Raw genomic sequence first — 14,823 nt, forward strand, 5'->3', positions numbered from 1 at the left:
GCTACGCTTCGTCGAACAGTTCCTCGCCGGCGACCATCCGCTTCTCGACCACGTCCATGTCGAGGGTGACGCCCAGCCCCGGCTTCTCGGGAATCTCGATGGAACCGTCCTCGATGACGTCCTCCTCGACGAGGTCTTCCCACCAGCCCAGTTCGTAGCTGTGGTACTCGACCGCCAGCGCGTTCGGGATGGCGGTGCCGACGTGGGCGGAGGCCATCGTGGCGACCGGCGAGGAGACGTTGTGCATCGCCACCGGCACGTAGTAGGTGTCGGCCATGTCGGCTATCTTGCGGGTCTCGCGCATCCCGCCGGTCTTGGGCAGGTCGGGCGCGACGACGTCGACGGCCTGCTCCTCGATGAGCCGGCGCTGGCCGTGCTTGCGGTAGACGTTCTCGCCCGCCGCGATGGGCGTGGTCGTCTCGTGGGTGACGCGGGCCTGCACGTCGTGGTTCTCGGGCGGGACGGGGTCTTCGAGCCACCAGACGTCGTACTCCTCCACCGCGTCGGCGAGCCTGCGGGCGCTCCCGGCCGAGAACGTCCAGTGGCAGTCGAACGCCACGTCCGCGCGGTCGCCCACGCGCTGGGTGACCGCCTCCACGATGTCGACCTTGTGTCCTATCTCGGGGTTGCGGAGGTGGCGGTTGGCGCGGTCCTTCTCGTGGCCCGAGGGCACGTCGAGGTCGAACTTCAGTGCGTCGTAGCCCAACTCCTCGACCACGCGCTCGGCCTCGTCGGCGCAGGCCTCGGGGTCGGCCTCGTCGGCGGTGTGACAGTCGCAGTACACCCGGACCTCGTCGCGGTACTTGCCGCCCAGCAACTGGTAGGCCGGGAGGTCGAGCACCTTGCCCGCCAGGTCGTGGAGCGCGATCTCGATGCCGGAGATGGCGGTGACGGTGACGCCCTCGATGGAGCCCTCGCCCGACATCTTCTGTATCAGGTGCTCGTAGAGTCGGTCGATGTCGAGTGGGTTCTCGCCGACGAGGAACGGTCGCATCCGCTGTATCAACTCGGGGACGCCCGCGCCCCAGTAGGCCTCCCCGGTGCCGACGACCCCGGCGTCGGTGTACACCCGCACCAGCGTCCACGGAAAGTTGCCGTCTATCATCGTGGTCTGGACGTCGGTGATCTCGAGGTTGCGCGGCCCCGGCGCTCGCTCGGCCCGACAGCCCATCGTCTCCGCCGAGAGGTCCCGCATCGTGTACTCGGCGTTCGGGTCGTGCAACTCCGCGTAGTTCCTGACCATGCGAAACTGTTACTCCGCTCCAAGTAAAAGCTTGGAGGCTTCGATTCGCGGTCCGACCGCCGGCACGAGCACGAGGTACGCGCCAGCGGCCGTGAGCGCGACCGCGAGCGGGAGGCCCTCGACCGATAGCGCACCCGCCACGGCGACGAACCAGAACTGGCCGCCGAGCATCGTCCGCTTGTTGACCGGAGGTGCTTGGATGGACATGGCTACTGGTGGTCAGTTTCCGTTCTCGTTTCCGCACCCGGGGACTGAGACCGCGCGCGACCGAACGGGACGTCCCCCGGCACGGAAACGGAGGATGTCAACATTTGACATGGAACGGCATTAAATCTTCCGACCGTTTACCGCCGTACAACGGAGCGAAACGGTCGGCTCGGACCGCGCCGGAACGCTCGGACGCGGCTCCCGCCCGGACTCCTCAGAGCAGGTCCAGTTCCGAGAGGTCGGTCGCCAGCGCCTCCCGGTCGTCGTCGTCCATCGTCCGGAGGGGACGCCGGAGCGGGCCGGGCGAGAAGCCGACGTCCCGGAGGTCGAGCGCGGTCTTGACTCCCGCCATGTAGGGCCCGCGCTTGAGTGCGTCCCGGACGTCGTACACCCTGCTCTGTAGCTCCCGGGCGCGGTCCTCCTCGCCCGCGTCGTACGCCTCGTAGAGGTCCACGACCAGTTCCGGGAAGACGTTGGCGACCGCGCTCACCATCCCGGTACAGCCGACTTCCAGTCCGGGGAACAGCAGCGAGTCCGACCCCGCGAGGAAGGTCAACTCCGGGTGAGCGTCGATTGCCTGTCCGAGCCACGGCACGTCCTTGCTGGAGTCCTTCAGCCCGGCGATGCCGTCGATTTCGGCGACATCGGCCAGCGTCTCCAGCGACAGCGAATTGCCGGTCTTGCTCGGGATGTGGTAGACGTACACCGGGAGGTCGACCGACTCGGCCACCCGCCGGTAGTGAGCGACTGTGGCCTCGCGGTCCAGCGGGTAGTAGTAGGGCGTGACCACGACCACGCCGTCCGCGCCCGCCATCTCGGCGCGCTCGGCGTGGCCGACCGTCTCGCGGGTGGACGGCGCGCCCACGCCGGCGATGACCGGGGCGTCGTCGCCGACGGTCTCGACGACCGCCTCGACCACGTCGTCGCGCTCGTCGGGGGTCAACAGCGGGAACTCGCCGTTGGTCCCCAGCGGGAAGACGCCGTGCGCGCCGCGGTCCACGACGAACCGCGCGTGGGCCGCAGTCGCCTCGTAGTCGACCGATTCGTCCTCGTCGAACGCGGTGACGGTCGGCGGAACCACGCCGTGGAGGTCGAGCGGGTCGTTCTCGCCGGGGTCGGGTGCCCCGCCCGAGCGAGTCTCGGATTCGGCGTCGGGTGCGTTCTCCACCATACCCGACCCGTCGAGGGCCGCGTCCTTAAGCGGTGGCGTCTCGGCGCGTTTCTTTTTCGCTAGTGAGTAAACTTTTAGTCTCTGGGGCCGCGAGGAGGTGACATGAACGTCACGGTCAGGCTCACGGGCAGCCTCGTCGCGCGGACCGGCACCCGGGAGGCCCGCGTCGCGGTGCCCGAAGACGCGACGGTCGCGGACGTCGTCGAGCAACTCGCGGCCGAGTACGGTCCCCAGGTCCGGGCGGGCGTGCTGGACGGCGAGCGACTGCGCTCGGACACGGTGGTCGTCCGCGAGTCGGTCGACTCCACGGAGACGCTCTCGACCGGGAGTTCGCTGGAGAACGGCGACACGGTGCGATTTCGACTGAGCGCTTGATTCGGCGTCGGTGGGGACCCGACGCCGTAACTTCCGACGCTACCGGCGACAAATTTCACCCGAACGTTTGAGCGTTCCGTCACTTTCTTCTCGGGGGAGCGAAAGAATCGGGGTATGCCCGCGTCCGCGCATCGCCACCGACCCGCCAGCCCCCGAAGTCAGCCATGAAAATCGAGTGGGAACTGGTCGCCTTCGCGGTGCTGTTGGTCGGACTCGCGGCGAATCCGGTCTGGCTCTATCCGGACGACGCCGACTCGACCGCCGAGTACCGGGCGGTCGAGGTCACCGACGAGAACCGCTACGAGTTCGTCATGAACCATCCCGACGTGCTGGAGTGCAACGGCGTCGTCCACGAGCGGACGTGTGGGTTCGAGGCCGCCGCGCGCGACGGCGGCGTCACCGTCGACGCGGACGCGACCCAGTACGCCACGAGTCGGGAGTACCAGTTCGTTGCCTTCCCACTGGAGACCTACCGGACCGCGATGGCCGAGGACGACGGTGGCGTCCGACTGACGTTGGAACGGGTCACGATGCGCCAGATCGTGGCCGACCTCGCGTACCCGTACGCTCGTGCCAGCGACCCGGCCAAAACGGTCGTCGACGAGGGAACTGCGGTCGTCGACCACGGCGTCCCCGACCGCGACCTGTTCGTCGGCCGGGGCGACCGCTACTACTATCTCGACTACCTCGGGACGCCGGGGCCGCCGCTCCACGGCTGGCTTTCCGAGGTTCGGTGGCTCATGTGGCTCGGCACCGTCCCGCTGTCGGTCGGCGCGGCGTGGCGGTGGAGCACGGCGTAACGACGACGGCAGTTCCGCTTACTCCAGACTCGCGAGCCGGTTCAGCGCGAAGATGGTCCGCAACACGTCCCCGGCCTTCCCCCGGTCGAACACCAGTTCGTCGGTCCGGATGACGTGGTCGAGTACCTCCCGCGAGGCGTGTTCGGGCGCGGCCGCGATGCCCGCGTCCTCGGCGTCGACCCACTCCATCACCCGCAAATCGCTCTTGGAGTCGCCCAGCACGGCCGCGAACGGGTCCTCGACGCCCAGCACCTCGAACGCGGCCTCGACCCCCACCACCTTGTTGAGTTCGAGGCTCCCGATTTCGGCCGCGTCGGCCTCGTAGTAGGCCACGTCGACGCGCTCGAACAGGTCCAGTACCGCGTCGGGGGTCTCGTCGCCGACCGTTTCGGCGTCGGGCATCTCGCCCCGGGATTCGAGCACCGAGCGAATCTCGGGGTCCTCGTCGGCGTAGTAGGCCCGCGCCCACTCGCCGGGCGCGTCCGAATCCGCGCCCGCTCCGTCGTCGACCGCCGCGCCGACTTCCTCGGCGACCGCCTCGCCGAGCAGGTCGAGTTCGTAGACCAGCGCGCGGTCGATTATCCCGCGAGCGTCGTCGCTGCCCGTCTCGAAGTTGGGCTTGAGCGTGACGTTGAACTCGTTGCCCTGGAGGTGACAGCCCCGGCGTATCTCGGCCGGCGCTTCCGAGAGGACCCGCGAGCGCACCGCGTCGAAGACGCCCCGCACCGTCGCGTCGAGGTCCTCGTACAGCAGTCGCTTGGTGTCCGCGCCGTGGCCGGGCGTGAACACGCCGGTCCCGGCCTCGTAGACGATGCTGAGGTCCCCGGAGTGGACCATCTCGTTGCCCAACCCCTGAATCGCGAACCCCTTGACGTTCTCCAGGGTCTGGCCGGTACAGACCACGATGGGCACGTCCGCCTCGTGGAACTCGGTCAGCAGGTGGAGCGTCTCGCGGGGAATCTCGTTGTCGGTGCCGCCCGCCGACCGCAGGGTCTCGTCGACGTCGAGCACGAGGACGTTCACCCCCCGGCCGTGCTTGGCGTGGAGGTCGAGCGCGCCGAACGCCTGCTCGCGGGTCGCCCGCGCGGCGAGGTCGGCGAACGTCTCGCCGGTCTCGGGGAACGCCTCGCGGACCTCGTCCTTGCGCCCGGCCAACTCGTCGCTGGCCTCCTGCCAGCGTTCGAGGGCGACCCGCGAGTCGACCGGCGGGAACAGGTCCACCAGGTCCTGGAACGCCCGGAGGGTGGCCGCGTCGAACTCGTCGTAGAGCCGGTAGAGCTGGTCGTACCGCTGCATAGCGACACTGGGTCGCTATCGGGGATAAAGGTCCGGGTCGCTCCGGAGCCATCCAAATCGGCTTAAGCGAGAACGCCCAATCTCTCGACCGAAACATGGCCGACGGAACCGACCGCGTTCGCGCACACGTCTTCGTCTCCGGCACGGTACAGGGCGTCTACTACCGAGCGAACACCCGCGACGCCGCCCGGGAGTGCGGGGTGGACGGCTGGGTCCGGAACCTCGACGACGGCCGGGTCGAGGCCGTCTTCGAGGGGCCCGAGGACGCCGTCTCGGGGATGGTCGAGTGGAGCCACGAGGGCAGCCCCGCAGCCAGCGTCGACGACGTCGACGTCGAGTACGGCGCTCCGAAGGGCGAAGACGGGTTCCGGGTCCGGCGGTGACGTCGGGTCTCCGACCGGTCGAAGCGCCGTCAGTCCGTTACTCCGTGGGACTGTAGTTTGGCGCTTCGTCCGTTATCATCACGTCGTGGGGATGGCCCTCGGTCTGGCCCGCCGTGGAGACGCGGACGAACTCCGAGCGCTCCTTGAACGCCGGGATGGTCCCCGCGCCGACGTAGCCCATGCCCGACTGCATCCCGCCGACGAGCTGGTGGAGTTCGGATTCGAGGCTGCCCTTGTAGGGTTCGGCGGCCTCGATACCCTCCGGGACGTACTCCTCGTCGTCCTCGGGGTCGTCCTTGAGGTAGCGGTCGCCGTCGCCCGACTGCATCGCGCCGACCGAGCCCATGCCCCGGTACTGCTTGTACTTCTTGCCGTCGATGGTGATGACCCGTCCGGGCGCTTCGTCGGTGCCCGCGAAGTACGAGCCCAGCATGACCGCGTCCGCGCCCGCCGCGATGGCCTTGATGGCGTCGCCCGAGTACCGGATGCCGCCGTCGGCGATGACCGGCACGTCGTGTTCGGCCGCCACGTCCGCGACCTCCGCGACGGCGGTGATCTGGGGCATGCCAGCGCCCGAGACGACTCGGGTCGTGCAGATGGAGCCGGGTCCGATGCCGACCTTGATGCCGTCGGCGAAGTCCACGATATCCTCGGCGGCCTCGCGCGTGCCGACGTTGCCGACCACCACGTCGGCCCCGACTGCTTCTTTGATTTCGTGCGCGCCCTCGATGACGTTCCGGTTGTGGGCGTGCGCACAGTCGATGAAGACCACGTCGACGCCGGCCTCGTCGATCGCGACCGCGCGGTCGGTCTCGAAGGGACCGACGGCCGCGCCCACGCGAAGGTGACCGTCGTCGTCGCGGACGGCCTCGCCGTACTCGCGGCGCTGGAGGATGCCCTGCATGGTGACCAGCCCCGTCAGTCGGTCCTCGCCGTCCACGATGGGGACGCGCTCTATCTTGTGCTCGTACATGAGTTCGAGCGCCTCGCGCGCGGTCACGTCCTCGCCGGCCGTGATGACCTCGTCGGTCATGGCCTCCCGGACCTCGTCGCGGTCGCCGACCTCCAGGTACGGCCGGATGTCCGTGCCCGAGATGATGCCAAGCACCTCGTCGTCGTCGCTGACGACGGGCGCGCCCGAGACTCCTCGGCGGTCCATCATGGCGTCGACCTCCCGGACGGTCTGGTCGGGGTCGGCGGTCACCACGTCCCGGATGACGAGTTCGTCCGCGCGCTTGACGCGCTCGACCTCGGCGACGACCTCCTCGACGTCCATGTTGCGGTGGAGCACGCCCAGCCCGCCCTCCCGGGCCATCGCGATGGCGAGTTCGCTCTCCGTGACGGTGTCCATCGCGGCCGAGAGCACGGGGACGTTTATCTCGACGTTGGTCGAGACGCGAGTCGAGACGTCGGCCTCGTCGGGTTCGACCCGGCTCTCCTTGGGTCGCAACAGTACGTCGTCGAACGTCAACGCCTCCGGGACGCGGAGCTTGTCGGTGAACTGTCCCGTTCGGTCAGAATTGCTCTCCATGTAAGCCGAACGTAGCCCCCGGTCAAAAACGTTGCGAGATGATGTACCGGGCCCCGGTCAGTCGTGGGTATGATACGCATGGTCGTGGGAACGCCAGGGCCCCGTCGGGCCGGCGTCGGCCGGCGTGTCGTTCGAACCGGAGTTCGGCTCGGACCGATATCAGATTCGTTACCTGAAGATGGTCGGTTGAAGGCGTGACTAACCGAGAATTCTATGCCGCTTATACGTACGGCGGTGTGGTATCTCTGTTGAGTGGGGTTCTCTCTCACGCAACGTTTATGCTCGGAACGCGTTTTGGAACGGATATGGACTCTACCAGTCCCATCGCATCGGGCATCGCCGGTCAGACGAGCGTCGACTCCGGCAACTTCTTCAAACCGAACGATTCGATGGGATTCCGTACACTGGTAGAGACGACCTTCGTGGGACGACGGTGTGACCTCGGACGCGACTCGGGCCACCGCAGGCACCGCCACTCCCATCACCGTTTGGCCGATGGTCACGGCCGGGCCAGCTAGCCCGCATGAGCAGTTCCCAGCACCCCGTCGCGCTCCGACTGGAGCGACAGGTGGGCGGCGCGACGAAGCTACTGGCCACGGTCATGTGCCTCCCGCTGGTCGACGGCATCTTCCCCGCGCTCGTGCTCGCGGGCGAGCTCGACGACCCCATCGGCATCCTGCAGGTCGGCCTGCTGGTGTTCGGCGGGAGCGCCACGGTCGCGGTCATCCTCGCGGAGATGGACGGGACGCCCCGCGAGCAGGCCAGGACCGTGCTGGCGGTCGGCACCGGACTGGTCGCGATCGCGGCCGTGGAGGCGGCGTTCGCGCCGACCATCGCGAGCGCGCTGGACCTGGTCATCTTCGAGCGGTTCGCCGCGCTGGTGATGGCGGCCATCGCGGCCAAGACCGCGAGCGCGCGCATCGGCGAGTACCTGCCCGGCCCCTCGGTCATCGTGGGCCTCGGACTGGTCGCCAGCCTCGACCCCGGGGGCTTCGAACTCGTGCTGGTGCCCGACTACGGGCTGGTCCTCCGGGCGGTCGCCGCGGCCGGGTCGGGCGTGGCGTTCGCGCTCGCGGTCGCGCTGACCGCCCCGTATCTGCGCGAGGTCGTCCACATCGACCGCTTCCGGTTCGGCAGCGCGGTCGCGCTGGGCCTCCTCCCGCTGAGCATCGTGAACCTCGCGCCCGACAACGCGCCGCTGGCGGTCCTCGTGGTCACGGGCCTGCTCGCCTACGACCCCGGACCGCCGGACGCCGCCGTCGAGAGCGGTGGAACCGACGACGCACCTGCGGAACCGCAGACGGTCGCCACCGACGGCTCCGGCGACGACGAGGACTCGGGCATCGATTTCCCCGCGTCCGAGGACGAGCGCGAACCGTGGCTCTGATCTCCTGATCTTTTCTCGAGTATACCGACCCACGAACCATCCTCCCTGTAGAGTCCGTATCGGACGGGAAGGCTTACCCGACCGGGCCGCCATCGTCCCGACATGGCCGACAATCGCGTCGTGCAGGGTCGGATGGTGACGCCCGAGAGCCTCGCCGAGATGATAGAGGACGGGGACGTGATGGACGCCGAGTCCATCGCCGACGCCGACCGCGAGTGTCCCGACTGCGGTGGCGACGTGCTGGAAGTGGGCTACATGCCGGGCGTGACCGAGTTCGTCACCGGCTGGAAGTGCCAGGACTGCGACTGGGCCGAAACCGACCGGGAGTGAGTTCGGAATTCGAGTGTAGTTGGGATATCAATCGACGAGGGGTTCAAATCCCTCCGACCCCGCTGCTTTCGACGATGCCGAGGACCCCGGGAAACCGAAATCCCTTTAGGCGGGATAGACCAACGAAATCCTGCGGGGTCGTGGCCAAGTCAGGGATGGCGACTGACTCCAGAGGCGACGCGCCCGGGACGAGACTCCAGCTGATATACCGAGCGACCGACTGATCATCGGCTCGCGACGACGACCCTCTGGAGTTCCGAGGCGCAGACACCGGAGATATCAGTCGATCGGGGGTTCAAATCCCTCCGACCCCACTTTTCGCGGCTCGCAACACCGCGAGCGACTTCCATGTCGCTCGCTTTTCCGCGGGTCGCAAGAATGAATCGTCGAGGGATTTGGACTAGGCCAGAGGCACGCCCGCGCAACGAAGTGAGCAGGAATGTCTGACCGTAGTTCACAATTCCTCCGACCCCATTACTTCATCGTGTTATTCCAATCCATAGGTGGTATAGGTGAGCCATGGAGCTGTCCATTGACTCCTCAAAAGTATTAATCTATCGTGGATAACCTGTCTAAGTATAAACTCGGGTATACCAAAGCGATTAATGTACTTGTTTGCTTCTCCGATAGTATGAACTCTCAAGATATCTCGGAAGACGATTTACTCTATGCTGCTTATCAAGTAAAAGAAGCATCAGACCGTCTCAAAAGAGCAAAAGATCGGGTCTTTTTAGCGGATGCGGATGTTGATCCAGAGAATATTTCTATTGAAGATTTGAATAAATTTGCAATGTAATCCGATGCAACAAATCTAATACTTGACTTGCAATTATGCATCGAACTTTCTGTAAAGTCGATGTTTCTAGCACTTGGCATCAAACATCCAGAGCGACATCATATTACTTTTGAGGATAAAACAACAAAGGGACTCTTGGAAAACGTACCGGATGGCTTCGAAAAAGGAGATGACTTCCCGAGAGCAATTTTCTTAACTCAATTTTGGCATCGATTTTATGAACTCACAAAATATGGAGTCCCAAAGCTAGGTATCAAGCCTATAGATATAATCGACAGATCTGACGCGGAGAAAGCAATTAATGACGCGGAATATTGTGTAAATCTGGCAAACGAACTAGTACAGCATCAAACCGAGGAACATGACGTTGAAATTCCCGCATTTCGGTTAGGATATTAAATTCGAAAGCTGGGATTCGGATCTTTCTTACTAGCCGACTCGTCATCACGGAGTGCCACAACAACCACTACTCTCCAACCCCAGCGTTTCAACGAGAATCGAATGACTCCACAATCGCTCGCTGCGTGGCTCGCCAAACACAGCAACGCGCCGAAGACAGCCCTCAAACCCATCGCCAGCAGACTCGGCGTCCCGACGAACTACCTCGGCGCGGCGCTGTTCGCGGGCCAACTCGCCTACGAGAATCAGGACGCCATCGTCGAGTACGCCAGCAAGGGCGGCATCACGGTGGGCGAGTTCCTCCACGCACAGGCCCGCGAGCGCTACGGCGCGAACCACCCGCTCACCCAGCATCTCGGCGAGAACGTCGACGCTGTCTCGGAGGCGTTCGAGGGCACCGAGGCGGAAGCGCGCACCTTCGCCGAGTTCTACCGCCGGTACAGCACTGTCGAGCGCGAGCATCGTCTGCGCGACGAATTCGACCGGGACGTTCTCGATTCCAGCGTCGGAACTGTCGCGGACCGACTGCCGGGCCGGGATTCGCTCCCCGGACGCGACTCGGTTCCGGACCTCCCTGATATCCTCGGGTCCGACGCCGACGCGGACGAGGCCGTCGACATTCCGGTCGTCGACTCGTCGTAACCGTTTGGAGACGGTTCTCGGGGGTTTTCGGGACACGCTTCGGTGACGCTGTCGAAACAACGTCCTCGAAAGCCCTCGGCGCGCTCGCCCGTTCAGCCCGCCAGGACGGTGATTGATTCACCGAGCGAAACCAGCGGTTGGTCGTGCTTGTCTCGATACGACGGCTATTCCAGTCGCTCGGACGCCAGCGCCGCACCTTCCGAGAGCGCTTCCAGCTTCTTCCACGCGATGGCCGGGTGGACGAAGTCCGCGCCCAGTACCGTCTCGAACCCGCAGTCCGCGCCCGCGACGACGCTCGAGGGGTCGCCAACGACGTCCGCGAACCGCTCTATCTGGTTCGCTATCACGTCGGGGTTCTCGACGATGTTGGTCTTGACGTCCACGACGCCCGGCACGAGCGACCAGCCGTCGGGCAGCGGGTGCTCCTCGAAGGTTTCGTACTCGTGGCGGTGCCGGGGGTTGGCGGCCTCGACGATGAGCCCGCTCACGTCGGCCTCGTAGAACAGGTCGATTACCTCGTCCAGCGCCACGTCGTGGTGGTGCGGACCCGGATAGTTGCCCCAGCAGGCGTGCATTCGGACCTGCTCGCTCGGCACGCCGTCGAGCGCGCGATTGATGGCCTCGACGTAGGTCCGGACGTGGTCGCGGAACTCGTCTACGTCGGCGTCCGCGAACGTGATGGTGAACGCCGCGAGCAGTTCGGGCGCGTCGATCTGGAGCCGGAACCCGTTGTCGGCGATGATGCGGTACTCGGTGTTGAGCGCCTCGGCGAGGTCGAACAGGTACTCCTCGGTCGAGTCGTGGTACGCCGATTCGGTGAACCGGAGGACCGCGCCGGGCGACGGCGCGGTGTGGAACCGGTCGGCGAACGAGACGCCCTCGGCCTCGATGGCGTCGTCGAGGCGGTCCAGTTCGGCCCGAAGCTGGTCCTCGCCGACGTACTCGATGGGGTCGGTCAGAATCGGCCCGCCGATGTTGTCCTTGTCGCCGAACAGCTCCTCGGCGAACTCGGGGAAGTCCGCGAGGTCGGCCGGGAGGTCGCGCTCGGCGAACTCGTCGCTGTAGCCCGAGAGGCGATTCGTCACGCCCACGGAGTAGGCGAGTCGCGCCTGTTCGCCGTTGTTCGCAACGTCGATGCCCGCCTCGGACTGCTTGCGCACGACTTCGCGTACGGCATCGGTGACCGCGTCGTCGAACGTCTCGTCGTCGACCGACTCGGCGTCGGCCAGCAGTTCCTGAAGCGACGCCGGTCGCGGCAGGCTCCCGACGTGCGTGGTCTGGATGTCGGTCATGTGCGGTCACGTTCGCACGACGACTGGGTAATACGTAGCGTAGTGGCAAAACTAACTCGTATCGGCGCGGAATCGCCGGCCCGAAACGACAGCGGTGCGGACGCTCCACGCCGACACCGTAACGTTCTCACGCCGGCGACCTGATACGTCGTGCATGAAGTCGCCCGAACACGCCGTCCTCGGGGCGCTCGCGTCGGGGCTGCTGGTGGTCGCGCTCCCCGCCTCGGTCCCGCTGGAGGCCGCCCTGCTGTTCGGGTACGGCCTCGCGCTCTCGGTGTTCGTCGACCTCGACCACTTCCTCGTCGCGCGCTACCACGCGGGCGACTGGACGCACCTCCGGCGGTGTCTCGCCGACCCGGTGTTCGCGTTCACCGACCAGGAACAGGTGTTCGAGGGCGTCGACACCCGGACGCTCGAAGTCCAGCGATTGCTGAGTCACCTGCTCGTGGGCGGTGGGCTGGTCTGTGGGCTGGCGCTGGTTCGGCCGGTGTACGCGGCGTTCACCGCGGGAGTGCTGTACGTTCACGTCGTCGCGGACGTGCTTCGGGACGGGGAGATCGTCTGAGGGTACAGTGCAGCAGTCGGGCCCGATGGAGTGTTCTCGCAGCGAAATATATTCACCAGTAGATAGTAGCACGGATGCATTATCTGACTGGAGGTATGAAATCCCCGATAAGTACAGAGAGTGTACCTCTCATATCACTCTGGAGTCACGGTTGCGTAAACCGAGATACAGGAGGAAGAACAGATACCCAACGATGTACACAGAGGAAGCGAGCGCCCAAACGAGGGCGTGTTTTGTTTCCCAATTCCGCCGTTTCGCATCCCGATATACGTAGATAGCGAGAAGCAGGGGAAAGAATGCAAACACGAAGTGTGCTAACTCGACTTCCCAACTGAGCATCAGGTGGCCGTACTGTTCGATTCCTAACCATATAAATATGCACTCCGTACGTACCGAACCCGCATTCTCGATTTCGGAGTTCCGGCTGATACAGAAACCATGCTATCGACTACTGTTACAACGAAGTAGAACGGTCGAGCGAAGCTAGCTTCTGCCGGGGCCGATGAGTAACCGCACAGCACCGCGACGGCGGACCTCACGCCGCCCAAGCCTCGGCGAGCGCCTGAACGCCGTCGGACAACCCGCGTCCGACGAGCAGTCGGTCGCTTCGCTCCCGACGACGCGCTCGCCTCCCTCGCGCGTTCTGACGCGGCCACTTGCGGGCCGCGTCAGCGCGCGCCGAGAGCAAGGTCGGGTCAGTCTGCGCAGGACGAAACATCGCCGGGCCGGCACGGTTCCGTCGGGGGGCCAGTACGCGCCACGAAGCGCGACCTCGAACGCGAATCGCGCCGTCGCGCGGTCCGGACGATTTATCCGGGCTCGGGCCACAGTCGGGCGTATGTCCGGTGGAGCCACGCTCCCGGGGACGCCCGACGACGAGGGCGAGGACCCCGTCGTGCTCCACGTCGACATGGACTGCTTCTACGCCGCGTGCGAGCGCAAGCGCGAGCCCGAGTTGCGGGGCGAGCCGGTCGTGGTCGGGATGGGCTACGAGGACGGCGAGAACCACGGCGCGGTCGCCACCGCGAGCTACGAGGCCCGCGAGTACGGCGTCGAGAGCGCGCAGGCCATCTCCACCGCGCTCGAACGGCTCCCCCGGAAGGCGGTCGCCGAGGAGCCCGACTCGGACGTCGACCCCGAGGAAGCGGGCCACTACCGGCCGGTCGACATGGACTATTACCAGTCGGTCGCCGAGGAAGTCAAGGCGATACTCCACGACTCGGCCGCCGTGGTTCGCGAGGTCAGCATCGACGAGGCGTACCTCGACGTGACCGACCGCACCTCGTGGGAAGTCGCGGCGGGGTTCGCCCGCCACGTCAAACACCGCATCGACCGCGAGGTGGGCGTGACCGCCAGCGTCGGCGTCGCGCCCAACATGTCGGCAGCTAAAATCGCCAGCGACCACGACAAGCCCGACGGACTCGTCGTGGTCGACCCCGGCGAGGTGGCGTCGTTCCTCGCGCCCCTCGACGTGGCCGAAATCCACGGCGTCGGTCCCGTCACGGCCCGCAAACTCCGGGAGATGGGCGTCGAGACCACGGGCGACCTCGCGGCCGCCGACCGGAGCGCCCTCGAAGCCGAGTTCGGCGAGCGCGGCGCGGAGATGCACCGCCGGGCGCGCGGCGAGGACGACCGCGCGGTCACGCCCACGGGCCGGCCCAAGAGCCTCTCGCGCGAGTCGGCGTTCACCGAGGCCACCGACGACGACGAGCGCAAGCGCGAGCAGGTCCGCGCGCTCGCGGCGGCGGTGGCCGACCGCGCGAGCCGGAAGGGTGTCATGTACCGCACTATCGGCGTCAAGGCCGTGACGCCGCCCTACGACGTGAACACCCGAGCGAGGTCGCTGCCCGGCCCCGTGGACGACCCGGACCTGGTCGAGGAGGTCGCGCTCGACCTCCTGACGGAGTTCGCCGGCGAGCCGGTCCGGAAGGTCGGCGTTCGGGTCTCGAACCTCTCCTTTGCCGACGCCGAACAGGCCAGCCTCGGCGACGGATGGGAGCCGGCCGCCGACGAATCGGCCGCCGACGAACCGGCCGACCGCGACTCGACCGGCGAGGGCCGAACGACGGGGACCGACCGGTCCCGGAAGTCCGACCCGGCCGACGCCGCCGGACCGCCCGACGACGCCGGCCCGACCGGACAGCTTTCGCTGGACGCCGCGTGGGAGCCGGCCGACACGGAGGGGAGTACAGACGGGCACGGGCCGGACTCGACTCCGGGCGCGGACGGGAACCCCGATTCGGACTCGGACCCGGAGGGCCAGTCGTCGCTCGCGGACTTCTGACGCGACGGGCCGCGCCGCGGAGTTCCGGCCCCGCTCTGCCTCAACAACCAGACTCAAGAGCGGCGGCGATAAGTTTCGGACGTGACCAACCGTGAACTGGACGAGTCGTAACGCGGGCGTCC

Annotated in this window: 16 protein-coding genes and 1 tRNA gene; 11 read left to right on the plus strand and 6 right to left on the minus strand. The window is 66.3% G+C overall.

Annotation, left to right across the window (positions count from 1 at the left end; genetic code table 11):
- Position 1: 1 nt before the first annotated feature.
- From EPL03_RS05600 to EPL03_RS05610, 3 genes are all read right to left on the minus strand, one after another.
- Positions 2–1,243: a mandelate racemase/muconate lactonizing enzyme family protein gene (locus EPL03_RS05600; RefSeq protein ID WP_135828329.1), complete on the minus strand. Its 1,242-nt coding sequence runs from the start codon at positions 1,241–1,243 to the stop codon at positions 2–4.
- Positions 1,244–1,252: 9 nt separating this feature from the next.
- Positions 1,253–1,450, minus strand: a complete 198-nt coding sequence (locus EPL03_RS05605; protein WP_135828330.1) for a hypothetical protein — start codon at positions 1,448–1,450, stop codon at positions 1,253–1,255.
- Positions 1,451–1,664: 214 nt separating this feature from the next.
- On the minus strand, positions 1,665–2,621 hold the full coding sequence (locus EPL03_RS05610; RefSeq protein WP_135828331.1) for a dihydrodipicolinate synthase family protein: 957 nt from the start codon (positions 2,619–2,621) through the stop codon (positions 1,665–1,667).
- A 102-nt stretch (positions 2,622–2,723) separates the two neighbouring features.
- On the opposite strand from EPL03_RS05610, the gene EPL03_RS05615 reads away from it, so the two are divergent.
- Complete coding sequence (locus tag EPL03_RS05615) at positions 2,724–2,996, plus strand: MoaD/ThiS family protein (RefSeq protein WP_135828332.1); 273 nt, start codon at positions 2,724–2,726, stop codon at positions 2,994–2,996.
- Positions 2,997–3,160: 164 nt separating this feature from the next.
- The gene (locus EPL03_RS05620) at positions 3,161–3,796 is read left to right on the plus strand and encodes a hypothetical protein (RefSeq protein ID WP_135828333.1); all 636 of its coding nucleotides are present in this window, start codon (positions 3,161–3,163) and stop codon (positions 3,794–3,796) included.
- An 18-nt stretch (positions 3,797–3,814) separates the two neighbouring features.
- Here the strand turns inward: EPL03_RS05620 and EPL03_RS05625 are convergent, their stop codons facing one another.
- The gene (locus EPL03_RS05625; protein ID WP_135828334.1) at positions 3,815–5,092 is read right to left on the minus strand and encodes an HAD family hydrolase; all 1,278 of its coding nucleotides are present in this window, start codon (positions 5,090–5,092) and stop codon (positions 3,815–3,817) included.
- 95 nt (positions 5,093–5,187) lie between these two features.
- Between EPL03_RS05625 and EPL03_RS05630 the strand changes: the two genes are divergently transcribed.
- On the plus strand, positions 5,188–5,475 hold the full coding sequence (locus EPL03_RS05630) for an acylphosphatase (protein WP_135828335.1): 288 nt from the start codon (positions 5,188–5,190) through the stop codon (positions 5,473–5,475).
- Positions 5,476–5,512: 37 nt separating this feature from the next.
- On the opposite strand, the gene guaB is transcribed toward EPL03_RS05630, so the two are convergent.
- The gene (guaB, locus tag EPL03_RS05635) at positions 5,513–7,006 is read right to left on the minus strand and encodes an IMP dehydrogenase (RefSeq protein ID WP_135828336.1); all 1,494 of its coding nucleotides are present in this window, start codon (positions 7,004–7,006) and stop codon (positions 5,513–5,515) included.
- Positions 7,007–7,529: 523 nt separating this feature from the next.
- Between guaB and EPL03_RS05645 the strand changes: the two genes are divergently transcribed.
- From EPL03_RS05645 to EPL03_RS05660, 6 genes are all read left to right on the plus strand, one after another.
- On the plus strand, positions 7,530–8,393 hold the full coding sequence (locus EPL03_RS05645; RefSeq protein WP_135828338.1) for a DUF5794 domain-containing protein: 864 nt from the start codon (positions 7,530–7,532) through the stop codon (positions 8,391–8,393).
- A 102-nt stretch (positions 8,394–8,495) separates the two neighbouring features.
- Positions 8,496–8,723, plus strand: a complete 228-nt coding sequence (locus tag EPL03_RS05650) for a DUF5795 family protein (protein ID WP_135828339.1) — start codon at positions 8,496–8,498, stop codon at positions 8,721–8,723.
- Positions 8,724–8,857: 134 nt separating this feature from the next.
- Positions 8,858–9,037, plus strand: a tRNA-Trp gene (locus EPL03_RS19800).
- 317 nt (positions 9,038–9,354) lie between these two features.
- Positions 9,355–9,519 (plus strand): hypothetical protein, encoded by a 165-nt coding sequence (locus EPL03_RS19805; protein WP_168216186.1) that lies wholly within the window; start codon positions 9,355–9,357, stop codon positions 9,517–9,519.
- Positions 9,520–9,546: 27 nt separating this feature from the next.
- On the plus strand, positions 9,547–9,918 hold the full coding sequence (locus EPL03_RS20715; RefSeq protein ID WP_368277059.1) for a HEPN domain-containing protein: 372 nt from the start codon (positions 9,547–9,549) through the stop codon (positions 9,916–9,918).
- Positions 9,919–10,020: 102 nt separating this feature from the next.
- On the plus strand, positions 10,021–10,560 hold the full coding sequence (locus EPL03_RS05660) for a hypothetical protein (protein ID WP_135828341.1): 540 nt from the start codon (positions 10,021–10,023) through the stop codon (positions 10,558–10,560).
- Positions 10,561–10,724: 164 nt separating this feature from the next.
- On the opposite strand, the gene EPL03_RS05665 is transcribed toward EPL03_RS05660, so the two are convergent.
- Complete coding sequence (locus tag EPL03_RS05665; RefSeq protein WP_135828342.1) at positions 10,725–11,852, minus strand: methionine synthase; 1,128 nt, start codon at positions 11,850–11,852, stop codon at positions 10,725–10,727.
- A gap of 154 nt (positions 11,853–12,006) precedes the next feature.
- On the opposite strand from EPL03_RS05665, the gene EPL03_RS05670 reads away from it, so the two are divergent.
- A complete protein-coding gene (locus EPL03_RS05670) occupies positions 12,007–12,417 on the plus strand; it encodes a hypothetical protein (protein ID WP_135828343.1) in 411 nt (136 codons plus the stop codon).
- Positions 12,418–13,255: 838 nt separating this feature from the next.
- Entirely contained in the window at positions 13,256–14,701 is a 1,446-nt protein-coding gene (gene dinB, locus EPL03_RS05675) for a DNA polymerase IV (protein WP_135828344.1), read from the plus strand.
- Positions 14,702–14,823 lie beyond the last annotated feature (122 nt).

The organism is Halorussus halobius, assembly GCF_004765805.1.
Lineage (GTDB): Archaea > Halobacteriota > Halobacteria > Halobacteriales > Haladaptataceae > Halorussus > Halorussus halobius.

Excerpts from the sequence above, each read along its gene's own strand:
- EPL03_RS05600 (WP_135828329.1), bottom strand. The coding sequence starts at position 1,243 with ATGGTCAGGAACTACGCGGAGTTGCACGACCCGAACGCCGAGTACACG.
- EPL03_RS05605 (WP_135828330.1), bottom strand. The coding sequence starts at position 1,450 with ATGTCCATCCAAGCACCTCCGGTCAACAAGCGGACGATGCTCGGCGGC.
- EPL03_RS05610 (WP_135828331.1), bottom strand. The coding sequence starts at position 2,621 with ATGGTGGAGAACGCACCCGACGCCGAATCCGAGACTCGCTCGGGCGGG.
- EPL03_RS05615 (WP_135828332.1), top strand. The coding sequence starts at position 2,724 with ATGAACGTCACGGTCAGGCTCACGGGCAGCCTCGTCGCGCGGACCGGC.
- EPL03_RS05620 (WP_135828333.1), top strand. The coding sequence starts at position 3,161 with ATGAAAATCGAGTGGGAACTGGTCGCCTTCGCGGTGCTGTTGGTCGGA.
- EPL03_RS05625 (WP_135828334.1), bottom strand. The coding sequence starts at position 5,092 with ATGCAGCGGTACGACCAGCTCTACCGGCTCTACGACGAGTTCGACGCG.
- EPL03_RS05630 (WP_135828335.1), top strand. The coding sequence starts at position 5,188 with ATGGCCGACGGAACCGACCGCGTTCGCGCACACGTCTTCGTCTCCGGC.
- guaB (WP_135828336.1), bottom strand. The coding sequence starts at position 7,006 with ATGGAGAGCAATTCTGACCGAACGGGACAGTTCACCGACAAGCTCCGC.
- EPL03_RS05645 (WP_135828338.1), top strand. The coding sequence starts at position 7,530 with ATGAGCAGTTCCCAGCACCCCGTCGCGCTCCGACTGGAGCGACAGGTG.
- EPL03_RS05650 (WP_135828339.1), top strand. The coding sequence starts at position 8,496 with ATGGCCGACAATCGCGTCGTGCAGGGTCGGATGGTGACGCCCGAGAGC.
- EPL03_RS19805 (WP_168216186.1), top strand. The coding sequence starts at position 9,355 with ATGAACTCTCAAGATATCTCGGAAGACGATTTACTCTATGCTGCTTAT.
- EPL03_RS05660 (WP_135828341.1), top strand. The coding sequence starts at position 10,021 with ATGACTCCACAATCGCTCGCTGCGTGGCTCGCCAAACACAGCAACGCG.
- EPL03_RS05665 (WP_135828342.1), bottom strand. The coding sequence starts at position 11,852 with ATGACCGACATCCAGACCACGCACGTCGGGAGCCTGCCGCGACCGGCG.
- EPL03_RS05670 (WP_135828343.1), top strand. The coding sequence starts at position 12,007 with ATGAAGTCGCCCGAACACGCCGTCCTCGGGGCGCTCGCGTCGGGGCTG.
- dinB (WP_135828344.1), top strand. The coding sequence starts at position 13,256 with ATGTCCGGTGGAGCCACGCTCCCGGGGACGCCCGACGACGAGGGCGAG.